This is a genomic window from Actinoplanes sp. NPDC026670 (assembly GCF_040638175.1).
Taxonomy (GTDB): Bacteria; Actinomycetota; Actinomycetes; order Mycobacteriales; family Micromonosporaceae; genus Actinoplanes.
Genome location: NZ_JBEZXU010000050.1, coordinates 39,499 through 60,387 on the forward strand (window position 1 = coordinate 39,499; position 20,889 = coordinate 60,387).

26 protein-coding genes and 1 riboswitch are annotated in these 20,889 nt (G+C 71.3%); of the genes, 18 read left to right on the forward strand and 8 right to left on the reverse strand.

The features are described 5' to 3' along the window. The first annotated feature begins 32 nt into the window (after window positions 1–32). From AB0E94_RS36580 to AB0E94_RS36595, 4 genes are all read left to right on the forward strand, one after another. Entirely contained in the window at window positions 33–989 is a 957-nt protein-coding gene (locus AB0E94_RS36580) for a hypothetical protein (protein WP_360336006.1), read from the forward strand. After that, window positions 986–2,674 carry an insulinase family protein gene (locus tag AB0E94_RS36585; protein ID WP_360336008.1) on the forward strand — a complete coding sequence of 563 codons (1,689 nt, stop codon included), beginning with the start codon at window positions 986–988 and terminating at the stop codon, window positions 2,672–2,674. The genes AB0E94_RS36580 and AB0E94_RS36585 overlap by 4 nt, the downstream gene beginning before the upstream one ends. A gap of 149 nt (window positions 2,675–2,823) precedes the next feature. Then, window positions 2,824–3,438, forward strand: a complete 615-nt coding sequence (locus tag AB0E94_RS36590; protein ID WP_360336010.1) for a DUF4360 domain-containing protein — start codon at window positions 2,824–2,826, stop codon at window positions 3,436–3,438. A 27-nt stretch (window positions 3,439–3,465) separates the two neighbouring features. Next, window positions 3,466–4,185 (forward strand): hypothetical protein, encoded by a 720-nt coding sequence (locus AB0E94_RS36595; RefSeq protein WP_360336012.1) that lies wholly within the window; start codon window positions 3,466–3,468, stop codon window positions 4,183–4,185. Here the strand turns inward: AB0E94_RS36595 and AB0E94_RS36600 are convergent. Together AB0E94_RS36600 and AB0E94_RS36605 are read right to left on the reverse strand one after the other, a co-directional pair. Beyond that, window positions 4,151–4,858: an epimerase gene (locus AB0E94_RS36600; protein WP_360336014.1), complete on the reverse strand. Its 708-nt coding sequence runs from the start codon at window positions 4,856–4,858 to the stop codon at window positions 4,151–4,153. The genes AB0E94_RS36595 and AB0E94_RS36600 overlap by 35 nt on opposite strands. Before the next feature lie 8 nt (window positions 4,859–4,866). After that, a complete protein-coding gene (locus AB0E94_RS36605; RefSeq protein ID WP_360336016.1) occupies window positions 4,867–5,871 on the reverse strand; it encodes an aldehyde reductase in 1,005 nt (334 codons plus the stop codon). Between the two features lie 248 nt (window positions 5,872–6,119). Between AB0E94_RS36605 and AB0E94_RS36610 the strand changes: the two genes are divergently transcribed. From AB0E94_RS36610 to AB0E94_RS36630, 5 genes are all read left to right on the forward strand, one after another. Continuing rightward, window positions 6,120–6,644: a sigma-70 family RNA polymerase sigma factor gene (locus AB0E94_RS36610; protein ID WP_360336018.1), complete on the forward strand. Its 525-nt coding sequence runs from the start codon at window positions 6,120–6,122 to the stop codon at window positions 6,642–6,644. Further along, window positions 6,641–7,651, forward strand: coding sequence for a CU044_5270 family protein (locus AB0E94_RS36615; protein ID WP_360336020.1), 1,011 nt, complete (start codon window positions 6,641–6,643; stop codon window positions 7,649–7,651). Before AB0E94_RS36610 ends, AB0E94_RS36615 begins: the two co-directional genes overlap by 4 nt. Before the next feature lie 166 nt (window positions 7,652–7,817). After that, a riboswitch (glycine riboswitch) is annotated at window positions 7,818–7,912 on the forward strand. Between the two features lie 126 nt (window positions 7,913–8,038). Then, window positions 8,039–8,395, forward strand: coding sequence for a glycine cleavage system protein GcvH (gene gcvH, locus AB0E94_RS36620; protein WP_360336022.1), 357 nt, complete (start codon window positions 8,039–8,041; stop codon window positions 8,393–8,395). Window positions 8,396–8,723: 328 nt separating this feature from the next. Next, window positions 8,724–9,344 (forward strand): hypothetical protein, encoded by a 621-nt coding sequence (locus tag AB0E94_RS36625; protein ID WP_360336024.1) that lies wholly within the window; start codon window positions 8,724–8,726, stop codon window positions 9,342–9,344. Window positions 9,345–9,362: 18 nt separating this feature from the next. Further along, window positions 9,363–9,788 (forward strand): RpiB/LacA/LacB family sugar-phosphate isomerase, encoded by a 426-nt coding sequence (locus tag AB0E94_RS36630; protein ID WP_360336026.1) that lies wholly within the window; start codon window positions 9,363–9,365, stop codon window positions 9,786–9,788. Between the two features lie 6 nt (window positions 9,789–9,794). Here AB0E94_RS36630 and AB0E94_RS36635 read toward each other — a convergent pair whose 3' ends face one another. Both AB0E94_RS36635 and AB0E94_RS36640 read right to left on the reverse strand, forming a co-directional pair. After that, window positions 9,795–10,130 (reverse strand): STAS domain-containing protein, encoded by a 336-nt coding sequence (locus tag AB0E94_RS36635; RefSeq protein ID WP_360336028.1) that lies wholly within the window; start codon window positions 10,128–10,130, stop codon window positions 9,795–9,797. Next, window positions 10,127–10,414: a GlsB/YeaQ/YmgE family stress response membrane protein gene (locus AB0E94_RS36640; protein WP_360336030.1), complete on the reverse strand. Its 288-nt coding sequence runs from the start codon at window positions 10,412–10,414 to the stop codon at window positions 10,127–10,129. The genes AB0E94_RS36635 and AB0E94_RS36640 overlap by 4 nt, the downstream gene beginning before the upstream one ends. 124 nt (window positions 10,415–10,538) lie before the next feature. On the opposite strand from AB0E94_RS36640, the gene AB0E94_RS36645 reads away from it, so the two are divergent. The 6 genes from AB0E94_RS36645 to AB0E94_RS36670 all read left to right on the forward strand — a co-directional run bounded on the left by AB0E94_RS36645 (window position 10,539) and on the right by AB0E94_RS36670 (window position 14,948). Then, complete coding sequence (locus AB0E94_RS36645; protein WP_360336032.1) at window positions 10,539–11,225, forward strand: response regulator transcription factor; 687 nt, start codon at window positions 10,539–10,541, stop codon at window positions 11,223–11,225. After that, complete coding sequence (locus AB0E94_RS36650; protein WP_360336034.1) at window positions 11,222–12,565, forward strand: HAMP domain-containing sensor histidine kinase; 1,344 nt, start codon at window positions 11,222–11,224, stop codon at window positions 12,563–12,565. Before AB0E94_RS36645 ends, AB0E94_RS36650 begins: the two co-directional genes overlap by 4 nt. Then, window positions 12,562–13,131: a GerMN domain-containing protein gene (locus tag AB0E94_RS36655; protein WP_360336036.1), complete on the forward strand. Its 570-nt coding sequence runs from the start codon at window positions 12,562–12,564 to the stop codon at window positions 13,129–13,131. The genes AB0E94_RS36650 and AB0E94_RS36655 overlap by 4 nt, the downstream gene beginning before the upstream one ends. A gap of 90 nt (window positions 13,132–13,221) precedes the next feature. After that, window positions 13,222–13,488, forward strand: coding sequence for a DUF3040 domain-containing protein (locus tag AB0E94_RS36660; RefSeq protein ID WP_360336038.1), 267 nt, complete (start codon window positions 13,222–13,224; stop codon window positions 13,486–13,488). Between the two features lie 95 nt (window positions 13,489–13,583). Continuing rightward, entirely contained in the window at window positions 13,584–13,973 is a 390-nt protein-coding gene (locus AB0E94_RS36665; RefSeq protein ID WP_360336040.1) for an STAS domain-containing protein, read from the forward strand. Window positions 13,974–14,237: 264 nt separating this feature from the next. Continuing rightward, the gene (locus tag AB0E94_RS36670) at window positions 14,238–14,948 is read left to right on the forward strand and encodes a 2-phosphosulfolactate phosphatase (protein WP_360336042.1); all 711 of its coding nucleotides are present in this window, start codon (window positions 14,238–14,240) and stop codon (window positions 14,946–14,948) included. Here AB0E94_RS36670 and def read toward each other — a convergent pair. Together def and AB0E94_RS36680 are read right to left on the reverse strand one after the other, a co-directional pair. Then, window positions 14,932–15,441, reverse strand: coding sequence for a peptide deformylase (gene def, locus AB0E94_RS36675; protein ID WP_360336044.1), 510 nt, complete (start codon window positions 15,439–15,441; stop codon window positions 14,932–14,934). The genes AB0E94_RS36670 and def overlap by 17 nt on opposite strands. 9 nt (window positions 15,442–15,450) lie before the next feature. After that, the gene (locus tag AB0E94_RS36680; protein WP_360336046.1) at window positions 15,451–16,722 is read right to left on the reverse strand and encodes an MFS transporter; all 1,272 of its coding nucleotides are present in this window, start codon (window positions 16,720–16,722) and stop codon (window positions 15,451–15,453) included. Between the two features lie 118 nt (window positions 16,723–16,840). Between AB0E94_RS36680 and AB0E94_RS36685 the strand changes: the two genes are divergently transcribed. The 3 genes from AB0E94_RS36685 to AB0E94_RS36695 are packed head-to-tail and all read left to right on the forward strand — an operon-like array spanning window position 16,841 to window position 19,574. Next, window positions 16,841–17,407, forward strand: coding sequence for a winged helix-turn-helix domain-containing protein (locus AB0E94_RS36685; protein WP_360336048.1), 567 nt, complete (start codon window positions 16,841–16,843; stop codon window positions 17,405–17,407). A gap of 50 nt (window positions 17,408–17,457) precedes the next feature. Then, window positions 17,458–18,369 (forward strand): MBL fold metallo-hydrolase, encoded by a 912-nt coding sequence (locus AB0E94_RS36690; RefSeq protein ID WP_360336050.1) that lies wholly within the window; start codon window positions 17,458–17,460, stop codon window positions 18,367–18,369. 17 nt (window positions 18,370–18,386) lie between these two features. After that, entirely contained in the window at window positions 18,387–19,574 is a 1,188-nt protein-coding gene (locus tag AB0E94_RS36695; protein ID WP_360336052.1) for a hypothetical protein, read from the forward strand. Here the strand turns inward: AB0E94_RS36695 and AB0E94_RS36700 are convergent. Together AB0E94_RS36700 and AB0E94_RS36705 are read right to left on the reverse strand one after the other, a co-directional pair. Beyond that, complete coding sequence (locus AB0E94_RS36700) at window positions 19,540–20,283, reverse strand: arylmalonate decarboxylase (protein WP_360336054.1); 744 nt, start codon at window positions 20,281–20,283, stop codon at window positions 19,540–19,542. The two genes, AB0E94_RS36695 and AB0E94_RS36700, sit on opposite strands and share 35 nt — an antisense overlap. After that, a complete protein-coding gene (locus AB0E94_RS36705; RefSeq protein WP_360336056.1) occupies window positions 20,280–20,825 on the reverse strand; it encodes a helix-turn-helix domain-containing protein in 546 nt (181 codons plus the stop codon). Before AB0E94_RS36705 ends, AB0E94_RS36700 begins: the two co-directional genes overlap by 4 nt. Between the last annotated feature and the right edge of the window lie 64 nt (window positions 20,826–20,889).

The window sequence follows — 20,889 nt, forward strand, 5'->3', positions numbered from 1 at the left end:
ATGCAAGATCATCTGAGGTACCGTCTGCGGCCATGCCGCCGTCCAACGACGTCGTACTCGACTTCGCCGCCGCGTACCCGGAGATCGGGCCTCTGCGGGCTGCCCTGGCCCGCCGGGACTGGTCCGGCTGCCGTCGCGTGATCGACTCGGTGCCCTCCGACAGCCGGACCGCGATGATCCGCATCGGCGCCGACGAGGCCGGCCTGGAGGACTTCCTGCGCGACGTCCTGCGGCGTGATCCGTCCGACGGCGCGGCCTCCGCGATGCTTGGTGACCACCTGATCGGCATCGGCTGGGACGTCCGCACCTCGGCGCGGGCCCAGAACGTGAGCGAGGACCAGTTCCGGCAGTTCCACGAGTGGCTGGGCCGGGCCGAGGAGGTGTTGATCGAGGGCGCCGCCCGGTGCCCGCGCGACCCGGCGGTCTGGACCGTCCGGCTGATCTCGGCGCGCGGCCTGTCGCTGGGCCAGGCCGAGGCCCGCCGCCGCTACGACCGGGTGGCCGCCGTCGACCCCCACCACCTGCCGGCCCAGCGCCAGCTCATCCAGCAACTGTGCCCGAAATGGGGCGGCTCGTGGGAGGAACTGCACACCTTCGCCCGCGACGCGATGCGCGCCGCCCCGGCCGGGGGAGCGCACGGGGTCCTCGTCGCCGAGGGGCACCTCGAGCATGTGCTGGCCGACGTGCGGGCCCAGCGCGACGGCAGCGCGATCACCGGCTACCTGCGGCAGCCGGCCGTCCGGGACGAGCTCTACGAGGCGGCCCGGCGTTCGATCGGGGACCCGGCCTTCCGGCGTACCCACGGCTGGTTGCAGGCCGCCAGCACGTTCGCCTGCGTCTTCCGGCTGCTGGACGACCGGGCCGCCACCGCCTGGCCGTTCCGGCTGCTCGGCGACCTGATCACCGAATATCCCTGGGAATACTTCGTCAAAGACCTTCCGGCGGCGGTACGTCAGGCGCGCGCCTGGGCTCTGGAGACCGCATCATGATCGAACGTTTCGAGGTCGACGGCATCCCCGGGCTGTTCACCCGCACCGACGGCCCCACCCGGGCCGGTCTAGCCTTCCGCGTCGGGTTCGCCGACGAGCCGCTGTCCCGGCACGGCATCACCCACCTCATCGAGCACCTGGCGCTGTTCCCGCTCGGCGTCGCCGACTACCACTACAACGGCGCGACAGGCGACGAGGTCACCTACTTCCACACCCAGGGCGGTGACACCGACGTCGTCGCGTTCCTCAACGGCGTCAGCCAGGCCCTGCACGACCTGCCGCTGCACCGGCTCGCCACCGAGAAGGAGATCCTGCGCACCGAGCAGCGCGGCCGCGGTATCTCCGCCGACCACCTGCTCGCCCTGAACCGGCACGGCGCCCGCGACTTCGGCATCGGCGGCTACGGCGAGATGGGCCTGCCCGCGATCACCCCGGACGGCCTGCGCCGCTGGACCGACTGGTTCTTCACCAGGCAGAACGCGGCGTTGTGGGTGGCCGGCCCGGCGATGCCGCCCGGGTTGCGTCTCAAACTTCCCGATGGGGTACGCCGGCCCGCGCCCCGTGCCTCGTCGGCGCTTCCCACCCGTCCCGCCTTCGTCACCGGCCCGCCCGGGATGCTCGCCTGGAACGCCGACGTGCGCCGCCACGCCGCGTCCGCGATCTTCGCGACCGTCCTGCAGCGGGCCATGTTCCGGACGCTGCGCCAGGAGAGCGGCATCTCGTACACGGTGCAGACCGGCTACACGACCCGCGGCAACGGGACCGCCTCGGTCTCCGCGTCCGCCGACGCGCTGCCGGAGAAGAGCGGCGCCGTCCTCGGTGGTTTCGTCGACGTGCTGGCCTCGCTGCGGTACACCGGCGCCGACCCGGCCGAGGTCACGACGGTCATCGCCCAGGAGTGCGACCGTCTCGCCGAGGCCGCCCGCCGGGGCGCGCTGCTGCCCGACCAGGTGCTCGACCTGCTCACCGGCCAGCCCGTTCTGGACCTGCCGGAACTGGTCGCCGCCGCCCGCGCCGTCACACCGGCCCAGGTCCAGGCGATCGCGGCCGAGGCGTGGGCGGACGGGCTGATCATGGCCCCGCAGGGGGTGCGGGTGAAGTGGGCCGGGTTCACCCGGGCGCCGCACAGGTCGACCTTCGCGGTCACCGGGACCGCCCACCCCGCGATCAGCGACGCCGAGATCCGCCTGATCGTCGGGCAGCAGGGCGTCAGCCTCACCGACGGCCGGGAGGACCACCTCACCGTCACGTTCGACCAGTGTGCGGCCCTGCTCGCCTACCCCGACGGCGGCCGGCGGCTGATCGGGTACGACGGCATCTCGGTCGCCGTCGAGCCCACGGTGCTGGAGAACGCCGAGCGGGCGGTCCCGTACATCGACTCCCGCATCCACCCCGACCTGCGCGTCGACCTGCCGCCCCGGGACCCGGACGAGATCCCGCAACCGGCCGAACCCGACGACGATGACGATGACGAGTGCTGCGACGACGACTGCTGTGACAGCGACTGCTGCGACGGTGACTGCTGCTCGTCCGACGACTGCGCCGGCGAGTGCTGCGAGACCTGCTGCGACGACGACTGCTGCCCGGACACCTGCCGGGACGGTGAGTGCTGCGCCGACGACGGCTGCCCCGGCAAGTGCTGCACCAGCCTGCGGGGGAGACTGCGGCGCATGCGCAACCGCTGACACCGTCCGGGGCCTGCATCCCTTCCTGGCCTCGTGGACCATCCGGGCATCCCCCGCACGGCCGAAAAGCGTGGATGACCCCGGCGGGCAAACGTGGTGAAACGTACGTTCGGCGTATGTCACTCATTGCGCGCACCTGAGAGGTCCCCATGCTGCACACCGTCGCCACCGGAACCGCGCTCCTCGCCTCCCTGGCCGCCACCGCGGCCGTGCCGTCGTCGTCCGCCGCCGCCCCGCCGCCGAAGAAGGTGGTCGTCGAGATCGTGTCCGCCAACGGCTCCGGCTGCCCGGCCGGAGCAGCGGACGTGTCGACCGACGGCAGCTCGTTCAAACTCGTCTACCGGGGGTTCGCCGCCTCCACCGGGCCCGGCTCCGACCCGCTCGACTTCCGCAAGAACTGCCAGCTCGCCCTGGACGTCCGCACCCCGCACGGCTGGACGTGGGGGCTCAACCGGATCGTCACCAGGGGCACCGTCAGCCTCCGGTCCGGCGCGTCCGGCACTCAGGCGACCCACTACTACTGGGCCGGCGACGCCGGCACCGACCGGCTCAGCGACACGTTCACCGGGCCGCTCAAGGGCACGTGGAGCCGTACCCACAAGATCCCCAAGAGTGACGTCTCCTATCTGCCGTGTGGGTCGAGCCGGTACCTCAACGTCAACTTCGAGCTGAAGGTGGACGCCGGCTCCACTTCCGGCCGCAACGCCCTCACCATGGACTCGACCAGCGGCTCCGACTTCCACGTCCTCTGGCGCAAGTGCTGAGCGCGCCGCCCGTCTACGATCGGGCCCATGACGGAGGTTTCGGCGCGGATCGCGGCAGCGGCGCAGACGCGAGCGCTCGACCTGTCCCGGTGCGGGCTGGACGCGGTTCCGGAGGCGGTTCGTGGGCTGGGGCGCCTCGAATCCCTCGATCTGGGGTTCAACAACCTCGACGACCTGCCCGGCTGGCTTCCCGAACTCGGTGGGCTCACCGGCCTCAACCTCCAGGGCAACAACCTGGAGGAGACGCCGGACGTGCTCGGTGAGCTGACCGGGCTGCGTGTGCTCAGCCTCAGCGAGAACAACCTGGAGGGTGAGCCGCTCGACTTCCTCGGACGGCTGACCGACCTCCGCGAGCTCGCCCTCGTCGACACCCGCTCGGACCGGCTCCCGGAGACCATCGGGAACCTGACCCGGCTCACCGATCTGGACCTCTACCTCGGCTGGTTCAACGAGTCGCCGGAAAGCCTGCCGGACAGTCTGGGCCGGCTCACCGAACTGACCCGCCTCCAGCTGTCACGCAACGGTCTGACCACGGTGCCGGAGTGGATCCGGGGGCTGACGAGACTGCGAACGCTCGGGCTCTGGATGAACGAGATCGCCGAGATCCCGGACTGGATCGGTGAGCTGACCGAGCTCCGGGAGCTCTCCCTGCCCGGCGAGCCGGACGACCGGATCCTGGCCGTGCTGCGCGGCCTGCCCCATCTCCGGACGGTCAGTTTCGACTTCGAGGACGTCGACCTGACGTGACCCGGGCGGCGCCCCGGTGGGCGATCTCGTTGATCAGGGTGTTGTCGAGCTTCCGGGGGACGGTTTCCGGGGCGTGGATCAGTTCGAGCATGGTGTACGCGATCGCGTCGGTCGTCGTCACCCCGGTCGGGAAGAGGCGCTTCAGCAGCGGATAACACGGGGTCAGGACCGCGTAGACGGCGCGTTGTGCCCGGGTGGAAGGCCGTGCGCCACGGCAGGGGCGGATGAAACCGGGCCGCACGAAGTACGCCCGCGGATGCACGGCGGCCAGGCTTTCCTCGGCACGGCCCTTCACCCGGATCCACATGGTCCGCCTGGTGCTGTCGGCGCGGTTGGCCGAGACGTACGCGAACAGGCTCTCCGGATTGCCGCGCAGCGCCGCCGTGGCCGCGGCCACCGCATAGTCCCGGGTGATCCTGGTGTATTCCGGTTCGGTCTTCCCGGCCGACGGGGTGCCCAGACAGAACAGGGTGGCGTGCGCGCCGGCGAACTCCGCGTCGAGCGTCCGGTAGTCGGTGAAGTCCCGGTGCTGGATCTCCCGCAGTTTGGGGTGGGAACGCCCGGTGAGCCGCCGCGACACCGAGACGACTCCGGTGATCGCGGGATCTTCGAGCAGGGCGGTGAGCACCCCGTGGCCGACCATTCCGGTCGCGCCGAAAAGCACTACGCGCATGGTGTCGCTCATTTCGGGAGGGCGAGAAGGCTCTCGGCCGTCTCGGCGATGGTGTCCTCGATCGGGCGGGTCTTCCAGCCGAGCAGCTTCTCGGCCTTCGCTGAGGTCGCGTCCAGGTTGCGGCCGAGCAGTTTCCGCAGCGCCCGCATCTCCGGGTTGACCCGGGCCAGGCCCTGCGCCGCCCACAGCGGCATCTCCCGGGTGGGCACCTCGGCGGCCCGTTCGCCGAGGCGTTCACGCAGGATGGCGGCGACCTCACGCTGCCAGAGGCTGTGCCCGGCGGTGGCGATGAACCGTTCACCGGCGGCGGCCGGTTCGGTCATCGCGAGCAGGTGCAGCGACGCCACGTCGCGGACGTCGACGTAACCGGTGGCGAACGGCAGCAGCGTCGGCATCGAGCCGTCGAGCATGCGGGCGATCCCGTTGAGCGACGGGGAGTAGTCGGGGCCGAGGACCGGACCGAGCACCGCGGTCGGGTTGACCGTGGCCAGCTCCAGTCCGCGGCCGTCTTCGCCCACGAAATCCCAGGCCGCGCGTTCGGCGAGGGTCTTCGACTTCTGGTACGGCGCGATGCCGGCGTCGACGTTCGTCCAGTCACTCTCGGTGAACGGAGTGTCCCGGTCCGGGTGCCCGTACGCGACCGCGCCGATCGCCGAGGTCATCACCACCCGCCGCACACCGGCGTCGCGGGCCGCCCGGAGCACCCGCAGCGTCCCGTCGACGGCCGGGCGCACCATCTCGTCGTCGTTGCGCGGCTGGTGGGTCAGCGTGGGCGACGCGACGTGCAGCACGTGGCCGCAGCCGGCGGTGGCCTCGGCCCAGCCCGCGTCGCTCTGCAGGTCTGCCTGCACCACCCGGAGCCGCGCGCCGGGCTCACCCAGCATCGCCCGGACCTGCGGCTCGCGGGCCAGATCGCGGACCGTCGCCCGCACCGTGTGCCCGGCGTCGAGCAGCGCCCGGGCGCACCATCCGGCGATGTAGCCCGAGCCGCCGGTCACCAATACGTCAGCCATGTCGACCCTCCGTTTCGTGTCACTGGAAACGTTAACGGAGAGGTCTCCGCTTAGTCAACGGGAAGTGGAGATGTCTCCAGTATTACTGATCACCGCTGGTCGGTGGTTCTTCGCTGACATCGGGCGCCCCGCTGGAGCCTCATGTCGGCCGGGGCGGGTAGCCGTACCGCAGCAGGTCGTTGAATTTTCTTTGAAGATCGGCGGTGAACATCCGCGCCTTGCCGGACACAGGCATGGTGGGAGGTCGAATGGCGAACTCGGAGGAACGGTTCACGGTGCTGTATGAGCAGCACTACGACGCCGTTGAACGTTATGTGCGCCGCCGTCTCGACGACGCAGCGGTGCGTGACGTCGTTGCGGAGGTGTTTCTCGTCGCCTGGCGGCGGCTGCCGGAGGTCCCGGCTGACGCGCTGCCCTGGCTGTATGGAACCGCGCGGAAAGTCCTGGCCAACGAGGTCCGCGGGGCGGGCCGCCGGGCGGCGCTGACCGCGCGGGCCGCTGATCACGGAGAGTTCTGGGCCGATGATCACGCCGACGCGGTGGCCGGCCGGGTCAGCCTGACCGCGGCCCTGGCCGGCCTGTCCGAGCCCGACGCGGAAGCCCTGCGCCTGGTCGGGTGGGAGGGCCTGACGCTGCGGCAGGCGGCGAAAGCGGCGGGCTGTTCGCTGCCCGCGTTCGCGATGCGCCTGCACCGGGCCCGTGCCCGCCTGCGGCAGGCGCTGTCGACCGGCAGCCCGGCCCCCGTGCCAACCCTGAGAGGAGAGCCATCGTGAGCCCATCCCTGACCCGTGACGTCCGCCGCCTGCTCGGCCCGGCCGACCCGGCCGACGGCCGGCCGCTGACCGCGGCTCCCGGCCGGCGCGCCGACCTGGATCGCATCCTCGCCACGCCGCAGCTGCGGCAGGCCAGGCCGGCCGGGCGGCGGCTGGTCGCGGTGGCCGCCGCGCTGGTGCTGCTGGTGATCGCCGGCTTGCAGTTCGCGCCGCAGCCCCGCCCGGCCTTTGCGGCGACGCCACCGCCTCTGCAGTACACCGCGGCGGCCGGATCGGCCCGGGAGGTGCTCACCGGCATCGCCGACCGGGCGGCGACCGCGTCCGATCCGGCCCGCAGCGGCGACTACGAGCATCTGGTGATCCGATCGTGGAGCCTGTGGACCTATGTCGACGACGAGCGGGTGACGTCCGCGATCATCCCGTCGCGGACCGAGTCGTGGCGCGGGTCGGACAACTCGGGCCGGCGCTCCACCAGCTATGAGAAGGCGCAGTTCACCTCCCTCGGGCGGGAGGTGCTGTGGCGGGCCCAGAACCTGTTCGACGACGGCCTCGACCCGTGGTCGCAGGAGTATGCGGCAGGGCAGTTCGGGGCGATGTGGGCCGACCAGCCGCCCATCGGTGACCTCGACCGTTGGCTGCACATCGGGCATCCCCGGGAGAACGGGCCGTTCGAGACGCTCGTCGCCGTCACCGACCTGGCCCGGGAACGGCTGCTGACCCCGGCCACCCGGTCCGGGCTGCTGCGGATCGTCGCGCAACTGCCCGGACTCACCTACGACGGCACGGTCACCGACCGCGCGGGCCGGGCGGGCGCCGCGTTCTCGATCACCAGCGACCGCACCGGCCTGCCGACCCGCCACACCCTGATCGTCGACCCGGCCACCGGCGCGCTGCTCGGCTACGAGCAGATGCTGCCCACCGACACCGGCAAACTCGACGTCCGGGCCCCCGCGGTGATCGGCTACGAGACATACCTGACCGCCGACTACACCACCCTCCCGAAGTAGGAGCCACCGATGACGCCCACCCCGCCGATCACGCTGCGTTCGCCGGTGGCGGCTGGCGGGCGTCCACTTCGGTGAGAAAGGTCCGGGCGACATCCATGCCGACGATCTTGACCGGTGCGGGCGACTCCGGATAGCTTTCCCGGGCCACAACTCCATACTTCGCCGCTGTGCCGCTGCGGGAGAGCACCTGCCTGCGGGCGGGTCGCCGAAGGAGCAACTTCTCCCTCAGAATCTCTCAGGCCCACGTACCGCAACGGTCAGGCGACTCTGGAAAGTCAGCCCCCACCAGGGCTGCGCCCAAGGTGCAAGCCGCCCCGGCGGTGAACCTCTCAGGCACCCGTGACAGAGCGAGGGAGGCCCTCACCCGTACCGAAGGAGCCTCTCGAAATGCGTTTCACCAAAGACCACGAATGGCTTACCGACGGCGAGATCGCCACCGTCGGCATCACCGCTTTCGCCGCTGACGCGCTCGGTGACGTCATCTACGTCGACCTTCCGGAGGCCGGCACGATCGTCGCCGCGGGCGAGCCGGCCGGCGAACTCGAATCCACCAAATCGGTCAGCGAGGTGTACGCCCCGGCCGACGGCGAGATCGTCGAGGTGAACACCGCCCTCACCGGCAATCCCGGCCTGATCAACACCGATCCGTACGGCGAGGGCTGGCTGTTCCGCCTCCGCGTGACGAGCGTCCCGGCAACCCTCGACGAGTCCGCCTACCAGGCCTTGGTGAACGCCGCCAGTTGACAGCCGCGAGCCGTCGCTCAGCGCGGGAATGCGGCCGGTTTGGCCGTGCTGAGCGACGGCTGGGACCGCGAGCCGTCGCTGGGCGCGGGAATGCGGGCGGCTTTACCGCGGTGGGCGACGGCTGGGACCGCGAGCCGTCGCTGGGCGCGGGAATGCGGCCGGTTTTACCGCGGTGGGCGACGGCTGGGACCGCGAGCCGTCGCTGGGCGCGGGAATGCGGCCGGTTTTACCGCGGTGGGCGACGGCTGGCCGCCCTGTGTTGGCGTGGTGTCAACGACTTGCGTGTAGAGTCGCGGCGCTTCGATCGTGTGATCTTGAGGACGTCCGAATGAAATCGACCCTGGCCGTTCTGGTGCTCGGCATGTGCCTGTTCACCGCCGCCTGCGGGGACGAGGCGGAGTTCGTGGCGGCACCACCGAGTGCAGCCGCGCCCGCCACGCCAGCCACGCCATCGGCCACGCCCGCTGCGGCATCGGCCACGCCCGTGAAAGCCACCAGCCCCAGCGCCGCCGCGAAGTCCCCGAAACCGACGACCGCGAAAGCGTCCCCGAAGCCCACGACCGCCGCGAAGGCCGACCCGGAGGCCGCCTGTGACGCGACGATGAAGGCCGAGAATCGCCTCTACACGAACCGGGAGGCGAACGGCCCCCTCGCCGTCGGCGACGACGCGACCCCGGCCGAGGTCACCGCCGCGGTGCGGGCCCTGCGCGCCGGCACGCAGAGCAACATTCAGGCGGTACGCAAGGCGCGCTCGCTGACCACCGACAAGAAGGTCCGGGCCGCGCTCGCCGATCTGATCGCCGCACGCACCGCCGTCGTCGCCCTGCTGGACGCCGCCGGCGACGATGTGGACAAGAAGGACGCCGCCCTGTTCACCGCAGACGAGGCGATGGCGACGTCGACCCTGTGGCGCTACCCGGACGGACTCTGCGCGGGCTACACGGCTTGAGCAGCTAGGGTCGACCGGATGCGGATCGCGTTCGCCAGTGACGACGAGAACGAGACCACCCGTGCCGTGACGACCGCCCTGACCGAGGGCGGCCACGAAGTGATCCGCCCGGATGCCACGGCGTCGTGGCCTGACCTGGGCCGGTTCGTGGGCCGGGCGGTCGTCGACGGCCGGGCCGACTACGGCGTGGTGATGTGCTGGACCGGCACCGGCACGGCGATCGCCGCCAACAAGGTTCCGGGTGTGCGCGCCGCCCTCGCCTGGGATCCCTGGATCGCCCGTGGCGCCCGCCTCTGGAACGACGCGAACGTGCTGGCCATGAGCCTGAAACGGCTCGCCCCGGACGTCGCCGTGGAGGTGCTGCGGGCGTTCCTGGAGACCTCCGGCCCGGACCCGGACGAGGCCGCCAACATCGCCGCGATCGAGTCACCTCAGCCGGGGTAGGGGGCGCTAGACCCGCACCGCTGGCCGGGCCAGGCCGGACAGCGCCGTGGCCTGGTCCGGGTAGATCGGGAACACCCCGTCCAGCCGCATCGTGTGCAGCACGGTGAGTACGAACCGCGACGGCGCGACCAGGCACAACGTCGCCCCGTGCTGCCGTGCCGACCGGTGCGCGCGGACCAGCAGGCCGAGGCCGGCCGGGTCGATGGTTCCGGAACCGCCCATGTCGATCACGAGGTCCCGGCCCGACTCGGCCGCCTCGATGATGCCCGGCCGCAGCTCGTCGGCCAGCCGCTGATCCAGATCGGTCACCAGCACGACGACCAGGGGAGGACGCCCGCTCATCGGATCTTCCCCGGCGCGGGGGCGCCCGGCCGCTCGGCGGTCAGCGCCACGGCGGTGACACCGGCCACCGCGAACAGCACCTGGAGCACGAACTCGACGAGCGTCGGCCCCGGATCACCGACGCCGGCCATCCGGGTGAGGACGGTCGCCAGCACGGCGGCGGCGACCCCGGCCGCAGGCGGCAACCACACCGGCACGGTACGGCAGCGGGCCGTCAGCATCCGCCCGGCGACACCGATGACGGCGCCGATCGTCACAGCCGCGATCAGACTCAGCCCGGTCATGGCGGCCCCCTTCCTCGCTCGATGTCCGCCAGACTGCCCGCCCTGATCTGCGGAAGTTTCCCGCAACCATGACAGTTGCGTGACAAACGGGCCGATCAGCGTTCCGCGCGACAGGATTGACGTCATGAGCGCGGTACTGCTGATCGAGGACGACGACCGGATCCGCCTGTCGCTGGCGATGGCCCTGGAGGACGAGGGCTACACCGCCCACGCGGTGGCCACCGCCGAGGAGGGCCTGTCGGCACAGCGCCGTCATCGCGCCGACACGGTGCTCATCGACCTGATGTTGCCCGGGATGGACGGCTACGAGTGCATCCGGCAGATGCGCCGCGACGACGACGTGCCGATCGTCGTGGTCAGCGCCCGCGACGACACCCACGACATCGTCGCCGCCCTGGAGGCGGGCGCCGACGACTACGTCGTCAAGCCGGTCAAGGTCAAGGAGCTCGCGGCCCGGCTGCGGGCCTTGCGGCGCCGCGGCCGGGCGGCCGGTCTGCCGACGGCGCCGGCGACGTCGGTGCTGACCTTCGGAGATCTTGAGGTACGGCCGGAGGCGGGCGAGGTGCGGCTGGGCGGGGAGCCGGTGGCCGTGACCCGCACCGAGTTCCGCCTGCTGTGCGAACTGGCCGACCACCCCGGCCTGGTGCTGTCCCGCCAGCAGTTGCTCCAGCGGGTGTGGGGCCACGAGTTCGGCGACGAGCGGGTGGTGGACGTGCACGTCGGCCGGCTGCGGCAGAAGATCGAGCGGGAGACCGGCCACCCACGGCACCTGGTGACGGTCCGCGGCCTGGGCTACAAACTCCAGCCGTGAGACCGATCGGCCTGCGTGCCCGGGTCAGCGCCGCGTTCGCATTGGGCGCGCTGATCTTGTCGGCCTGCATCAGCCTGGTGTCGTACGAGTCGGTGCGTAACACCCTGTTCGCCGAGCGGGAGCGGACCGCGGTGCGGGCCACCTACTACGACGCGACGGTGGTGAACGCCGGGATCGCCGGTCCCGCCCCGGATGTGCTGGAGGTGCTGCGGTCGCTGGACACCGGCACCGACAGGTATGTGCTGCTTCATCTGGACGGCCGCTGGCACTCCCGCAGCGCCGAACCGGCGGTCGACACGGCCGTACCCCCGGAGATGCAGGAGATGACCGCCGGCGGTGAGGCCGGCGCGCAGCGGATCCGTCGCGATGGCCGGCCGGCGCTGGTGGTGGGTGTGCCGCTGGCCGGGTCGGCGGTGTTCTACGAGATCATCTCGCTCGGTGAGCTGGAGCGCACCCTGCAGACGCTGGCCCTCGTGCTGACCGCCGTGGCGATCATGGTGGCCGCCGCGGGCGCCGCCCTCGGCTGGTACGTGACCCGGCACGCGCTGCGCCCGGTGACCGCCGTCGCCGAGGCCGCCCGAGGCATCGCCGGCGGCGACCTGACCACCCGCCTCGACCCGGCGACCGAACCTGATCTCGCCCCACTGTCCGCCGCGTTCAACGACATGGCCGACGAGCTGGCCCGTCGCCAGGAACGCGACCGCCGGTTCGCCGCCGACGTCAGCCACGAGCTGCGGTCCCCGCTGCAGACGCTGGAGGCCGCCGCCAGCGTCCTCGACAAGCGCCGCGACCAGGTCGACGAGCGGGCCGGCGCCGCGATCACGCTGGTCACCGCCGAGATCGCCAGGTTCCAGGCGCTCGTCAACGATCTGCTCGAACTGGCCCGCACCGACCAGCCGGCCCACCGCGAGCAGGTCGACGTGGTCGTGCTCGCCGAGCGGGTCTGCCGGTCCCGCAGCCTGCCCGCCGACCTGGTCGAGACGGCGCCCGGCACCCCGCCCACCTGGTCGGTCGACAGGCGCCGGGTCGAGCAGGCGCTCGGCAACCTGATCGACAACGCGGTCCGCTACGGCGGCGGCCCGCTCGCCGTCCGGATCGCCCCCGGCTATCTGGAGGTCGACGACGCCGGGCCGGGCGTGGCCGAAAAGGATCAGGCGACCATCTTCGACAGGTTCGTCCGCGGGCCGGCCTCGCACGCCCGCGGCGACGGCGACGGCACCGGCCTCGGCCTGGCCATCGTCGCCGGGCACGCGGCCGCGCACGGCGGCGAGGCCTGCGTCACCGGGCGGCCCGGCGGCGGCGCCAGGTTCCGGTTCACCCTGCCGGGATTCGACAAATGATCGGGGTACGCGGCTTCGCCGTCACGCTGACCAGCCTGTTCCTGCTGACCGGGTGCGGTGTGCCGGTCCAGGACGAGCCACATCCGGTGACCCTGCCCCGCCGCCCGCTGAACGTGACCGTCTCACCGACCGCCTCCGAACAGGCCGGCGAGGTCGCCCAGGTGCTCTGCCTGACCAGGGACGACCGGCTCGTCGAGACGGTCCGCCGCTCCGGGGCCCAGTTGGGGCCACAACGTCAGCTCGACCTGCTCGTGCTCGGCCCGACCCCGGCCGAGCAGGCGCAGGGGCTGACCACGTCGCTGGCCGCCGCCGTGCTGCGAGTGACTGTGCCGGCGCCCGGCACCACGGCTGTCGTCGAGATCAGCGATCCCGAGGAGGGCGGCGGGCGGGTTGACGCGGTGCTCGCGTACGGCCAGATCGTCTGCACTCTGACCGCGCGGCCGGACATCGCCGCCGTCACCTTCGTCCGCGGCGGACAGCCGCTTCAGGTGCCGGACGGCGACGGCGCGGTCACTGACCGTCCACTTACCGTGGCCGATTACCGGTCCCGGATCGGTCCGCCGTGAAAACCATCCGCCACAGGTCATGCCGGTGGTTGCCGAAACGGGGTATGCATGGATGAGCAAGGTTCACGTAGTGATGGGCGGTGACGAAAGTTGTCCACCAGAGACACACGTCGGCAGTTCGAGGAGATCGTCGGAAAGCTGGCCGCCGAGGATCCGTCCCTGGCCCGCCCGGTCCGGATGATCCCGAAAAAAGTGCTGATGACCGTTCTCGCGGTTGTCGGCGCGGTCGTCTGGGCCGGCCTCTCGATTCTGATGGTGGTCTGGGGCGCTGTCGGCGTGGCCATCACCTGCGTGACCGTGGCCGCCGCCCTCGGCTGGGGCGTCCGTCGTCATCGGCGGCTTTCGTCAAACAACTGACATGATCCCGTGCGGTCACCGCCATGTGACCGCGCGAACCTCGTCCTCACCCAACGGAGAGGACCCGTCCTCTCTTACCGGAGAGGACCTGGAGCATGCCGGAGCCGGTCACGGGGTTTCCCGACCTGGTCAAGATCGAGGAGCGTGGCGGCGCCGCCGTCGTCACGGTCCGGGGCAGGGTCGACGCGGCGTCCGCGCCGATGCTGCGTGACGCGCTGGCCTGGGCGGTGACCTGCCATCAGCGGATCGTCGTGGACCTGTCACAGGCCTCGCACATCGACCGCGCCGGACTGAACGTGCTGAGCACCGCCCAGGAACGCGCCGGCGCTCGGGGTGTCCAGTTGTGTTTCACCGCGCCGTCCGCGCTGCTGCTGTCCGCGCTGTGCGAACTCCGAACCGGCATCGAACCGTCATCGGTGTCCCGCGGATTCTCGTTGCCGGCCGCGCCGCCGCCGCTGCGATTCGAGCCGGAGACGACCGGGTGACGGCGCCCGAACCGGTACGCCGCCACCCGATACGCGTTCAAGGCCTCCGCGCGGCCCCGAAACCACAGCATCCACCCTCGTCGTCCCATTCGCACCACCGTCACATGACAGCCCCATGACAGTTCCCGCCCCGCCCTGGTTGGCACCGTCGTCTTGGGCGTCTTGTGGCAGCGGTGGGAACCCGCCGGATCGGCGGCGGTGAGAGCGGGTCGGCGACCGGAACTCGGTTGCCCGGCGCAGGCCGATGGCCGACGATCGGCAACTGTGTCGATCATCGGAATGGATGTGGAGATCCCGCCCGGACGGGTCGTCGTCGTCATCGATGTCATCCGGGCGTTCACGACGGCCGCGGTCGCCTTCGAGCGCGGCGTCTCCGAGATCGCCTGCGCGCCGTCCCTCGATGCGGCCCGGGACCTGCGGCAGAGGCTCCCGGATCACCTGATCATGGGGGAGTCCAGGGGGCTGCGGCCGGCGGACTTCGACTTCGGGAACTCGCCGTTCGAACTGTCGACCGCCCCGCTCGACGGCCGCAACCTCATTCAGGCGACGTCCAACGGCACGCGCGGCCTGGCCCGCTGCTCCGCACCGGCGGCCCTGCTGGCGGCCTCGGCGCGCAATGTCACGGCTACGGCCCGATGGATCACGGCCAATCGCGCCGACGCTCCGTGGACGTTGCTGTGCACCGGCCGGACCGCCGAGGACCGGGCCTGCGCCGACTATCTGGCTGACCTGCTCGGTGCACCTCACCCGGGCCGGGCGGGAGTGGGCGCCGACGCGGAACCGAGTAATGCGGAGCTGGTCGCGGGCGTTCGGGCCGGCGCTGCGCAACATGCCGACGCGTTCGCCCGGCGGCCCGCCTCGGAGTTCGTCGATCTCGCCGATGACCTGGCCTTCTGCTGCGACGTGGACCGCGCGGACTTCGCGATGGTCGGCGAGGTCCGCGGCGATCACGTCGTGCTCAGGCCGGTGGGGTGAGGCCGGCTTCGCGTAGCAGGCCGTCGCGCTGTGTGGTGGGCAGCAGGTCGACGTAGAGGGTGCCGTTGAGGTGGTCGGTCTCGTGTTGCAGGCAGCGTGCGAAGTAGCCGGTGCCGGTGACGGTGATCGGCTCGCCGGTGAGGTCGACGCCGGTGACCGTGGTGACCGTCGAGCGTGGCACCGACGCTCGCGGCCCGGGCACGGACAGGCAGCCTTCGGTGCCGTCGTCGAGTTCGTCGGACCTCGCGGTGATCACCGGGTTGACCACGTGGCCCTTCTGGCGCACGTCGTCGGCGTCCGGGCAGTCGTAGACGAAGATCTGCGCGTCGACGCCGATCTGGTTGGCGGCCAGCCCGACGCCGTTCGCGGCGTACATCGAGGCGAACATGTCGTCGATCAGATCGGCGAGTGCCTGATCGAAGACGGTGACGTCGGCGCAGCGCCGGTGCAGCACCGGCGTGCCGTAGTAGGTGATCGGTCGTGCGTCAGCCATCGCCGCACCCTATCCCGCCGCTCCCGCGGCGAGTCGCTGGAGGCGGTTGACCGGGCGCCGCATCCAGGCCATGCCGGCGCTTCCGGCCGCCCCGACCGCGAACAGCGCGAAGAACGGCAGCCACCGCAATCCGTCGAGGTCGAGCAGCGCGCCGGTCAGGCTGCTGACCGCGGCCGCCAGCAGCGAGGACACCAGATAGAAGAAGCCGTAGTAGGTGCCGGAGAGGCGTTCGCTGCCGATGATCGGGATCAGTTCGAGCATGAACGGGCTGGTGATCGCGACGCCGGCGCTGAACACCGCGGTGCCGGCCAGCACCGGCAGGGCCGCGGTCAGGGCGGCTGCCGGTTCGAGCGCCGAGGTCGCGGTCGGGATGAGCGGGGCGGCGACGGCGGCCGGCAGGAATCCGGCGGCGAGCAGCGACAGTCCGAGCGCCATCGACGCCGCGGACCGCCACCGGCGGCGGCAGGCGGTGACCAGGCGTACGCCGGAGGTGAGCCCGACGGCCGTCGACACCACGAACACCGCGGTCACCGCGGAGGTGTGCCCGGTGACCCGTTGCGCTTCCAGGGGGATCGCGAGGTAGAGCTGGTTGAACAGGGCGAAGTACGCCGACCCGGCCAGGGTGTAGGCGAAGAACCGCCGGTTGGTGACGACCTCGCGCCACGACTGGAGGATCCCGGTCGACGGCCCGGGTCGCCGCATCGCCGGCAGCACGAACCCCTGCGCGATGGTCAGGATCGCGAAGACCCCGCAGGCGAGGGCGCTGACCAGCCGGAAGTCGATGGCGAGCAGCAGTGCCCCGAGCAGCGGGCCGATCAGGACTCCGGCGTTGGCGGCGACGTTGACCCAGGCGAACGTCTCGGCGCGCCGGCCGGGGGAGGAGTGGGCCAGGTAGGTCTGTGAGGCCGGGGCGAAGATGGCGCCGGCGACACCGGTGATCGCGGTGGCCGTGATGATCCCGGCGGGGCTGGTGACGACCGCGAACAATCCGAACGCCACCACCCGCAGCCCGCAACCCAGCATGATCATCAGGCGCAGGTCGAGGCGGTCCGCGGCGGTGCCGCCCACCACGTACAGCCCCTGCTGGAACAGCGTCCGCAGGCCCATGATCGTGCCGACCAGCGCGGCCGCGAAGCCGAGGTCGTCGCGCAGGTGGGTGGCCAGGAACGGCAGCACCATGAAGAACCCGAGGTTGATCCCGAACACGTTGACGATCAGCAGCCGCACCGTGGGGGAGAGGTCTCGCCAGCCGACACGGGGTGGAGCTTCGTCGGCCTGCACACCGGGAACGCTAGGTGTGCCGCGCGGCTTTCGGGGTCGTTTGTCACCCACGTCACGGTTCCCGGATTATCAAAGAAGCCTTTGACAATCCGGGAAATCCCAAAGTAGTCTTTGGCATATGCGGATCACCGATCCCACCGCCATCCGGGCGCTGGCCCATCCACTTCGACTCGACCTGCTGGAGCTGCTGGCCACCAGCAGCCCGGCGACCGCGGCGCAGTGCGGGCGCGTCCTCGGCGTCTCGCAGGCCAGCTGTTCCTTCCACCTGCGCCAGCTCGCCAAGTACGGGTTCGTCGAGGACGCCGGTCCCGGCCGCGACCGGCGCGAGCGCCAGTGGCGCCTGCCCGATCCGCGGCCCACGCTGCGGCTCTCCCCGGGTGACAACGCGGTCGTCCGCCAGCAGCTGGAGCGGATGGTGGTGGATCGTGAGATGCAGGCGATCCTCGAGTTCGTCGGCCGCGACGACGAGGAGAGCACCGCCTGGCGCCGCCGGGCCGGGCTCACCACCGCGCTCGCCCTGGTGTCCGACGAGGAGGCCGAGCAGTTGAAGACCCAGTGGCTGGCGCTGCTGGAGCCGTTCCTCGCCCGGTCGGAGGCCGACATGGACGCCCGTCGTCCCGGCCGCCGTTTCGCCCGCTACTTCCTGGCCGCGACCCCGTTGCCCGCGGATCCCGCCGACGACTGACGCCCGGCTGACGACCCTGCCGACGATCCCACCGCCCACGGAGGCCACCGATGACTGAACACCACGGAGTCGTGACCGGCTCGCTCGACGTCGCCTGGATCCACGGCCGCCGCGGCGAGCCGGCCATCCAGACCCACTTCTACGACGAGCGCACCGTGATCCTGCGCCAGAGCAAACGCGTCGAGTACGAGGCGCCCTTCCTCTACCTGCTGCTCGGCGACGATCGGGCGTTCCTGCTCGACACCGGCGCCAGCCGCGACCCGGCGGTGTTCCCGCTGCGTGCGACGGTCGACGCGCTCATCGAGACCTGGCTGAAAGAGCATCCCCGCGAGGGGTACGAACTGGTGGTCGCCCACTCGCACGGCCACGGCGACCACGTGGCGGCCGACGCGCAGTTCGCCGGCCGCCCCGGCACGACCGTGGTGGCACACGACGAGCAGGCGGTCCGTGAGTTCTTCGGCTTCCCGGGCGGTCTGACCGGCGAGGTCTCCTTCGACCTGGGCGGCCGGGTCCTGGAGATCATCGGGTCGCCGGGCCACCACGAGGCCGCCATCACCGTCCACGATTCACGGACCGGCCTGCTGCTCACCGGCGACACCGTCTACCCGGGCCGCCTTTACGTCGCCGACTACCAGGCCTTCCGCGAGACGCTCGAACGCCTGGTCGCCTTCACCGAGACCCATCCGGTGACCCACGTCCTGGGCTGCCACATCGAGATGACGAGCCGGCCCGGCCGCGACTACCCGGTGGGTGCGAGGTTCCAGCCCGACGAGCACGTGCTCCAGTTGTCGGTCGCCCAGCTCGCCGAGATCCGCGACGCCACCGTGCGGGCGGCCGGCCGTTCCGGCAAGCATGTCCACCCCGACTTCATCCTCTACATCGAAGCGGGTCCGAGAGAAAAACGAAATCTTCTGGTACGCGCAAAGCTGCGCCGTTTCCAGGAGGCGCTGCTACGCCCCTGAGCCAGTTATCATCGTCGATGGCCAGCACCTCGGGTGCCCGAGCCGCGGTACTGGTGAACGCCGCGTTCTACGGGCAGATCAGCGTAATCCTGCCGTTGTCGATCGCGGGCAGCGGCGCGTCCAAGGCGCAGATCGCGCTGTTCTTCGCGGTGAGCGCGGTTGTGGCCGCCGTCCTCAACCTGGTCGTCGGCCCGCAGTTGCGGCGGCGCGGCTCACCCTGGTGGGGCCCGTCGCTGAGCGGATTCGTGGCGGCGGCCGGCACGCTGCTCGTGCTGGCGGCCACGCCGTCCCCGGCGATGTACCTCGGCGGCGCCGCGATGATGACGATGACTCTGATCTTCCCGCACTACATGAGCGTCGTCGCCGGATCGGGCACGAACGGCCCGGCCCGCCTGGTCGGCCGGATGCGTCAGGTCTTCGTCATCGGCTACATGGCCGGTCTCGCCCTGGCCTCGGCCGGCGGACTGCTCCAGGAGGTGCTGGACGGTTTCCAGCCGCTGTGGATCGCGGCCGCCCTCGCCTTGGCCGACGGGCTGATCCCGTGGCTGGGCGCCGGCAAGAGAGTCGAGCCGCAGCCGCAGCCGCAGCCGGAGCTGGAACCGGTGGCGCCGCGGCCGGGCCGGGCCCGCGCCCACTCCACCCTGCTGATCTGCGTCCTGGCCGTGCTGCTCCTGCGGGCCGCCGACAGCGTACGTCTGGTGTATCTGCCGTTGTTCATCGTCAACGAGGGCCGGTCCGCGACGTTCGTGGCGCTGCTGCTGCTGGTCGCGGTGGCCGCCGAGGTTCCGTTGCTGGGCACGGTCACCGCCATGGCGGACCGGATCGGCAGCCGCCGGGCAGTCGTACTCATCGCGGGTGTGGGTCTGGTGTCCTTCGCCTTGATCGTCGCCGGAGGCGGCGTGGCCACGCTGATCCTGTCCCAGCTGCTGTACGCGGTGTTCGCCGCCGGCTTCCAGAGCGTCGGCATGGTCCTGCTCAGCGATGTGATGGACGGCGGCCTGGGCGCGGGCGCCGACGTCTACACCGGAATCGTGCAGGTCGGCGTGCTGTGCGGGGTGGTCGCCCCGCTCGTGGTGCCGGGGTGGTCGGCCTGGATCTTCGTGCTCGGCGCCCTCTTCTGCCTCGCCACGATGCTGCTGCTGACCGCGATCAGGCGGCGCCTGCCTCCGGTCAGTGTTCGCGCAGCAGGACACCCGCCCCGGTGACCCGGTCGCTGATCCCGTGCTCGCGCAGCGCGTACCAGAGGGTGGCGGTGTTGATCGCGATCACCGGTTTGCCGAGCTCCTGCTCCAGACGGTCGGCGAGGGCCACGAAGGACAGGTTGGTGCCGACCTGGACGATCGCGTCGACGTCGGGCCCGTCCAGCTCGGCGACCACGGTCCGGAGCCGGTCGTCGGGCACCCGGGCGATGTCCATCGCGGTCGGGCAGCGCAGCCCGGTGATCGCCGCGACGTCGAACCCGGCCTCGGCGAAGAACCGCCCGACCTCCCGGTCGGCGATCGGCTGGTAGGGCGAGAAGACCGCGATCCGCCGGCAGCCGAGCTCCTCCAGCGCGGCCCGGCACGAGCTCGCGCCGGTGGTCACCGGCAGTCCGGTCCGCTCGCGCAGCCGCCGCTCGAACGCCGCGTTGCCCTCGACGCCACCCCAGAACGTCTCGGCCGACATGCCCATCACCATGCGGTCGGGTTCGGCGGTGAGCGCGTCACGGACCGCGGTGTCGATCGACGCCCGGATCTGGCCGAGCAGCGCCTCGAAACCGTCGTCGTCGGCCATCACCGGGTTCGGGATGTACATCGACCCGGCCCGGAACGCGACCCCTGGCACGCGGGCGGCCCAGTTGTCGTGCTCGACGACGGTGTTGGTGCTCGGCACGATCACGCCGAAGACGGCGCGGGGCCCGACGATGTTGGTCACTGCTGACTCCGCGATTCGGTGAAGGTGTCGACGATGCGGTGGGCACGGTCGCGGGCGGCGGTACGGTCCAGCAGCAGCGCGTCGAGCAGCAGCGGGGACGCGATCATCGCCACGCCGTCCTCGCGCTCGTCGTCCGGCACGCCCGCGGCCCGCAGCACCTGGTGGAACGGGGCGAGCAGGTCGCTCACGTACCGATGCCGGAGATCTGTCGCCGCGGCGACGACGAGCGCCTGGAGGAACGCCCCCACCGGCCGGTCCCGGAGCCTGTCGCACAGCCGGTCGACCTCGTTGTGCAGGTCCTTGGCCAGGTCGCCGGTGGGCGCGCCGGCCGGGATCGGCGCGACGTCGATGAGGGCGGCCAGCACCGCGGCCGGTGTCGGCCAGTGGCGGTAGATGGTGCTCCGCGAGACCCCGGTGACCTGGAACAACCGTTGCGCGGTGAGCGCCGCCGGCCCCTCCGACAGCAGCAGGTCGAGGGCGGCCGTGAGCACGACGGCCTCGGTGTCGCTGGTGGGTCCGGCGGGACGTCCTGGTCGGGTCACGGCAATAGACGATACACCTTGTACTTGAAACATATAACCGATACGTTCTGCACCGGAAACCGAT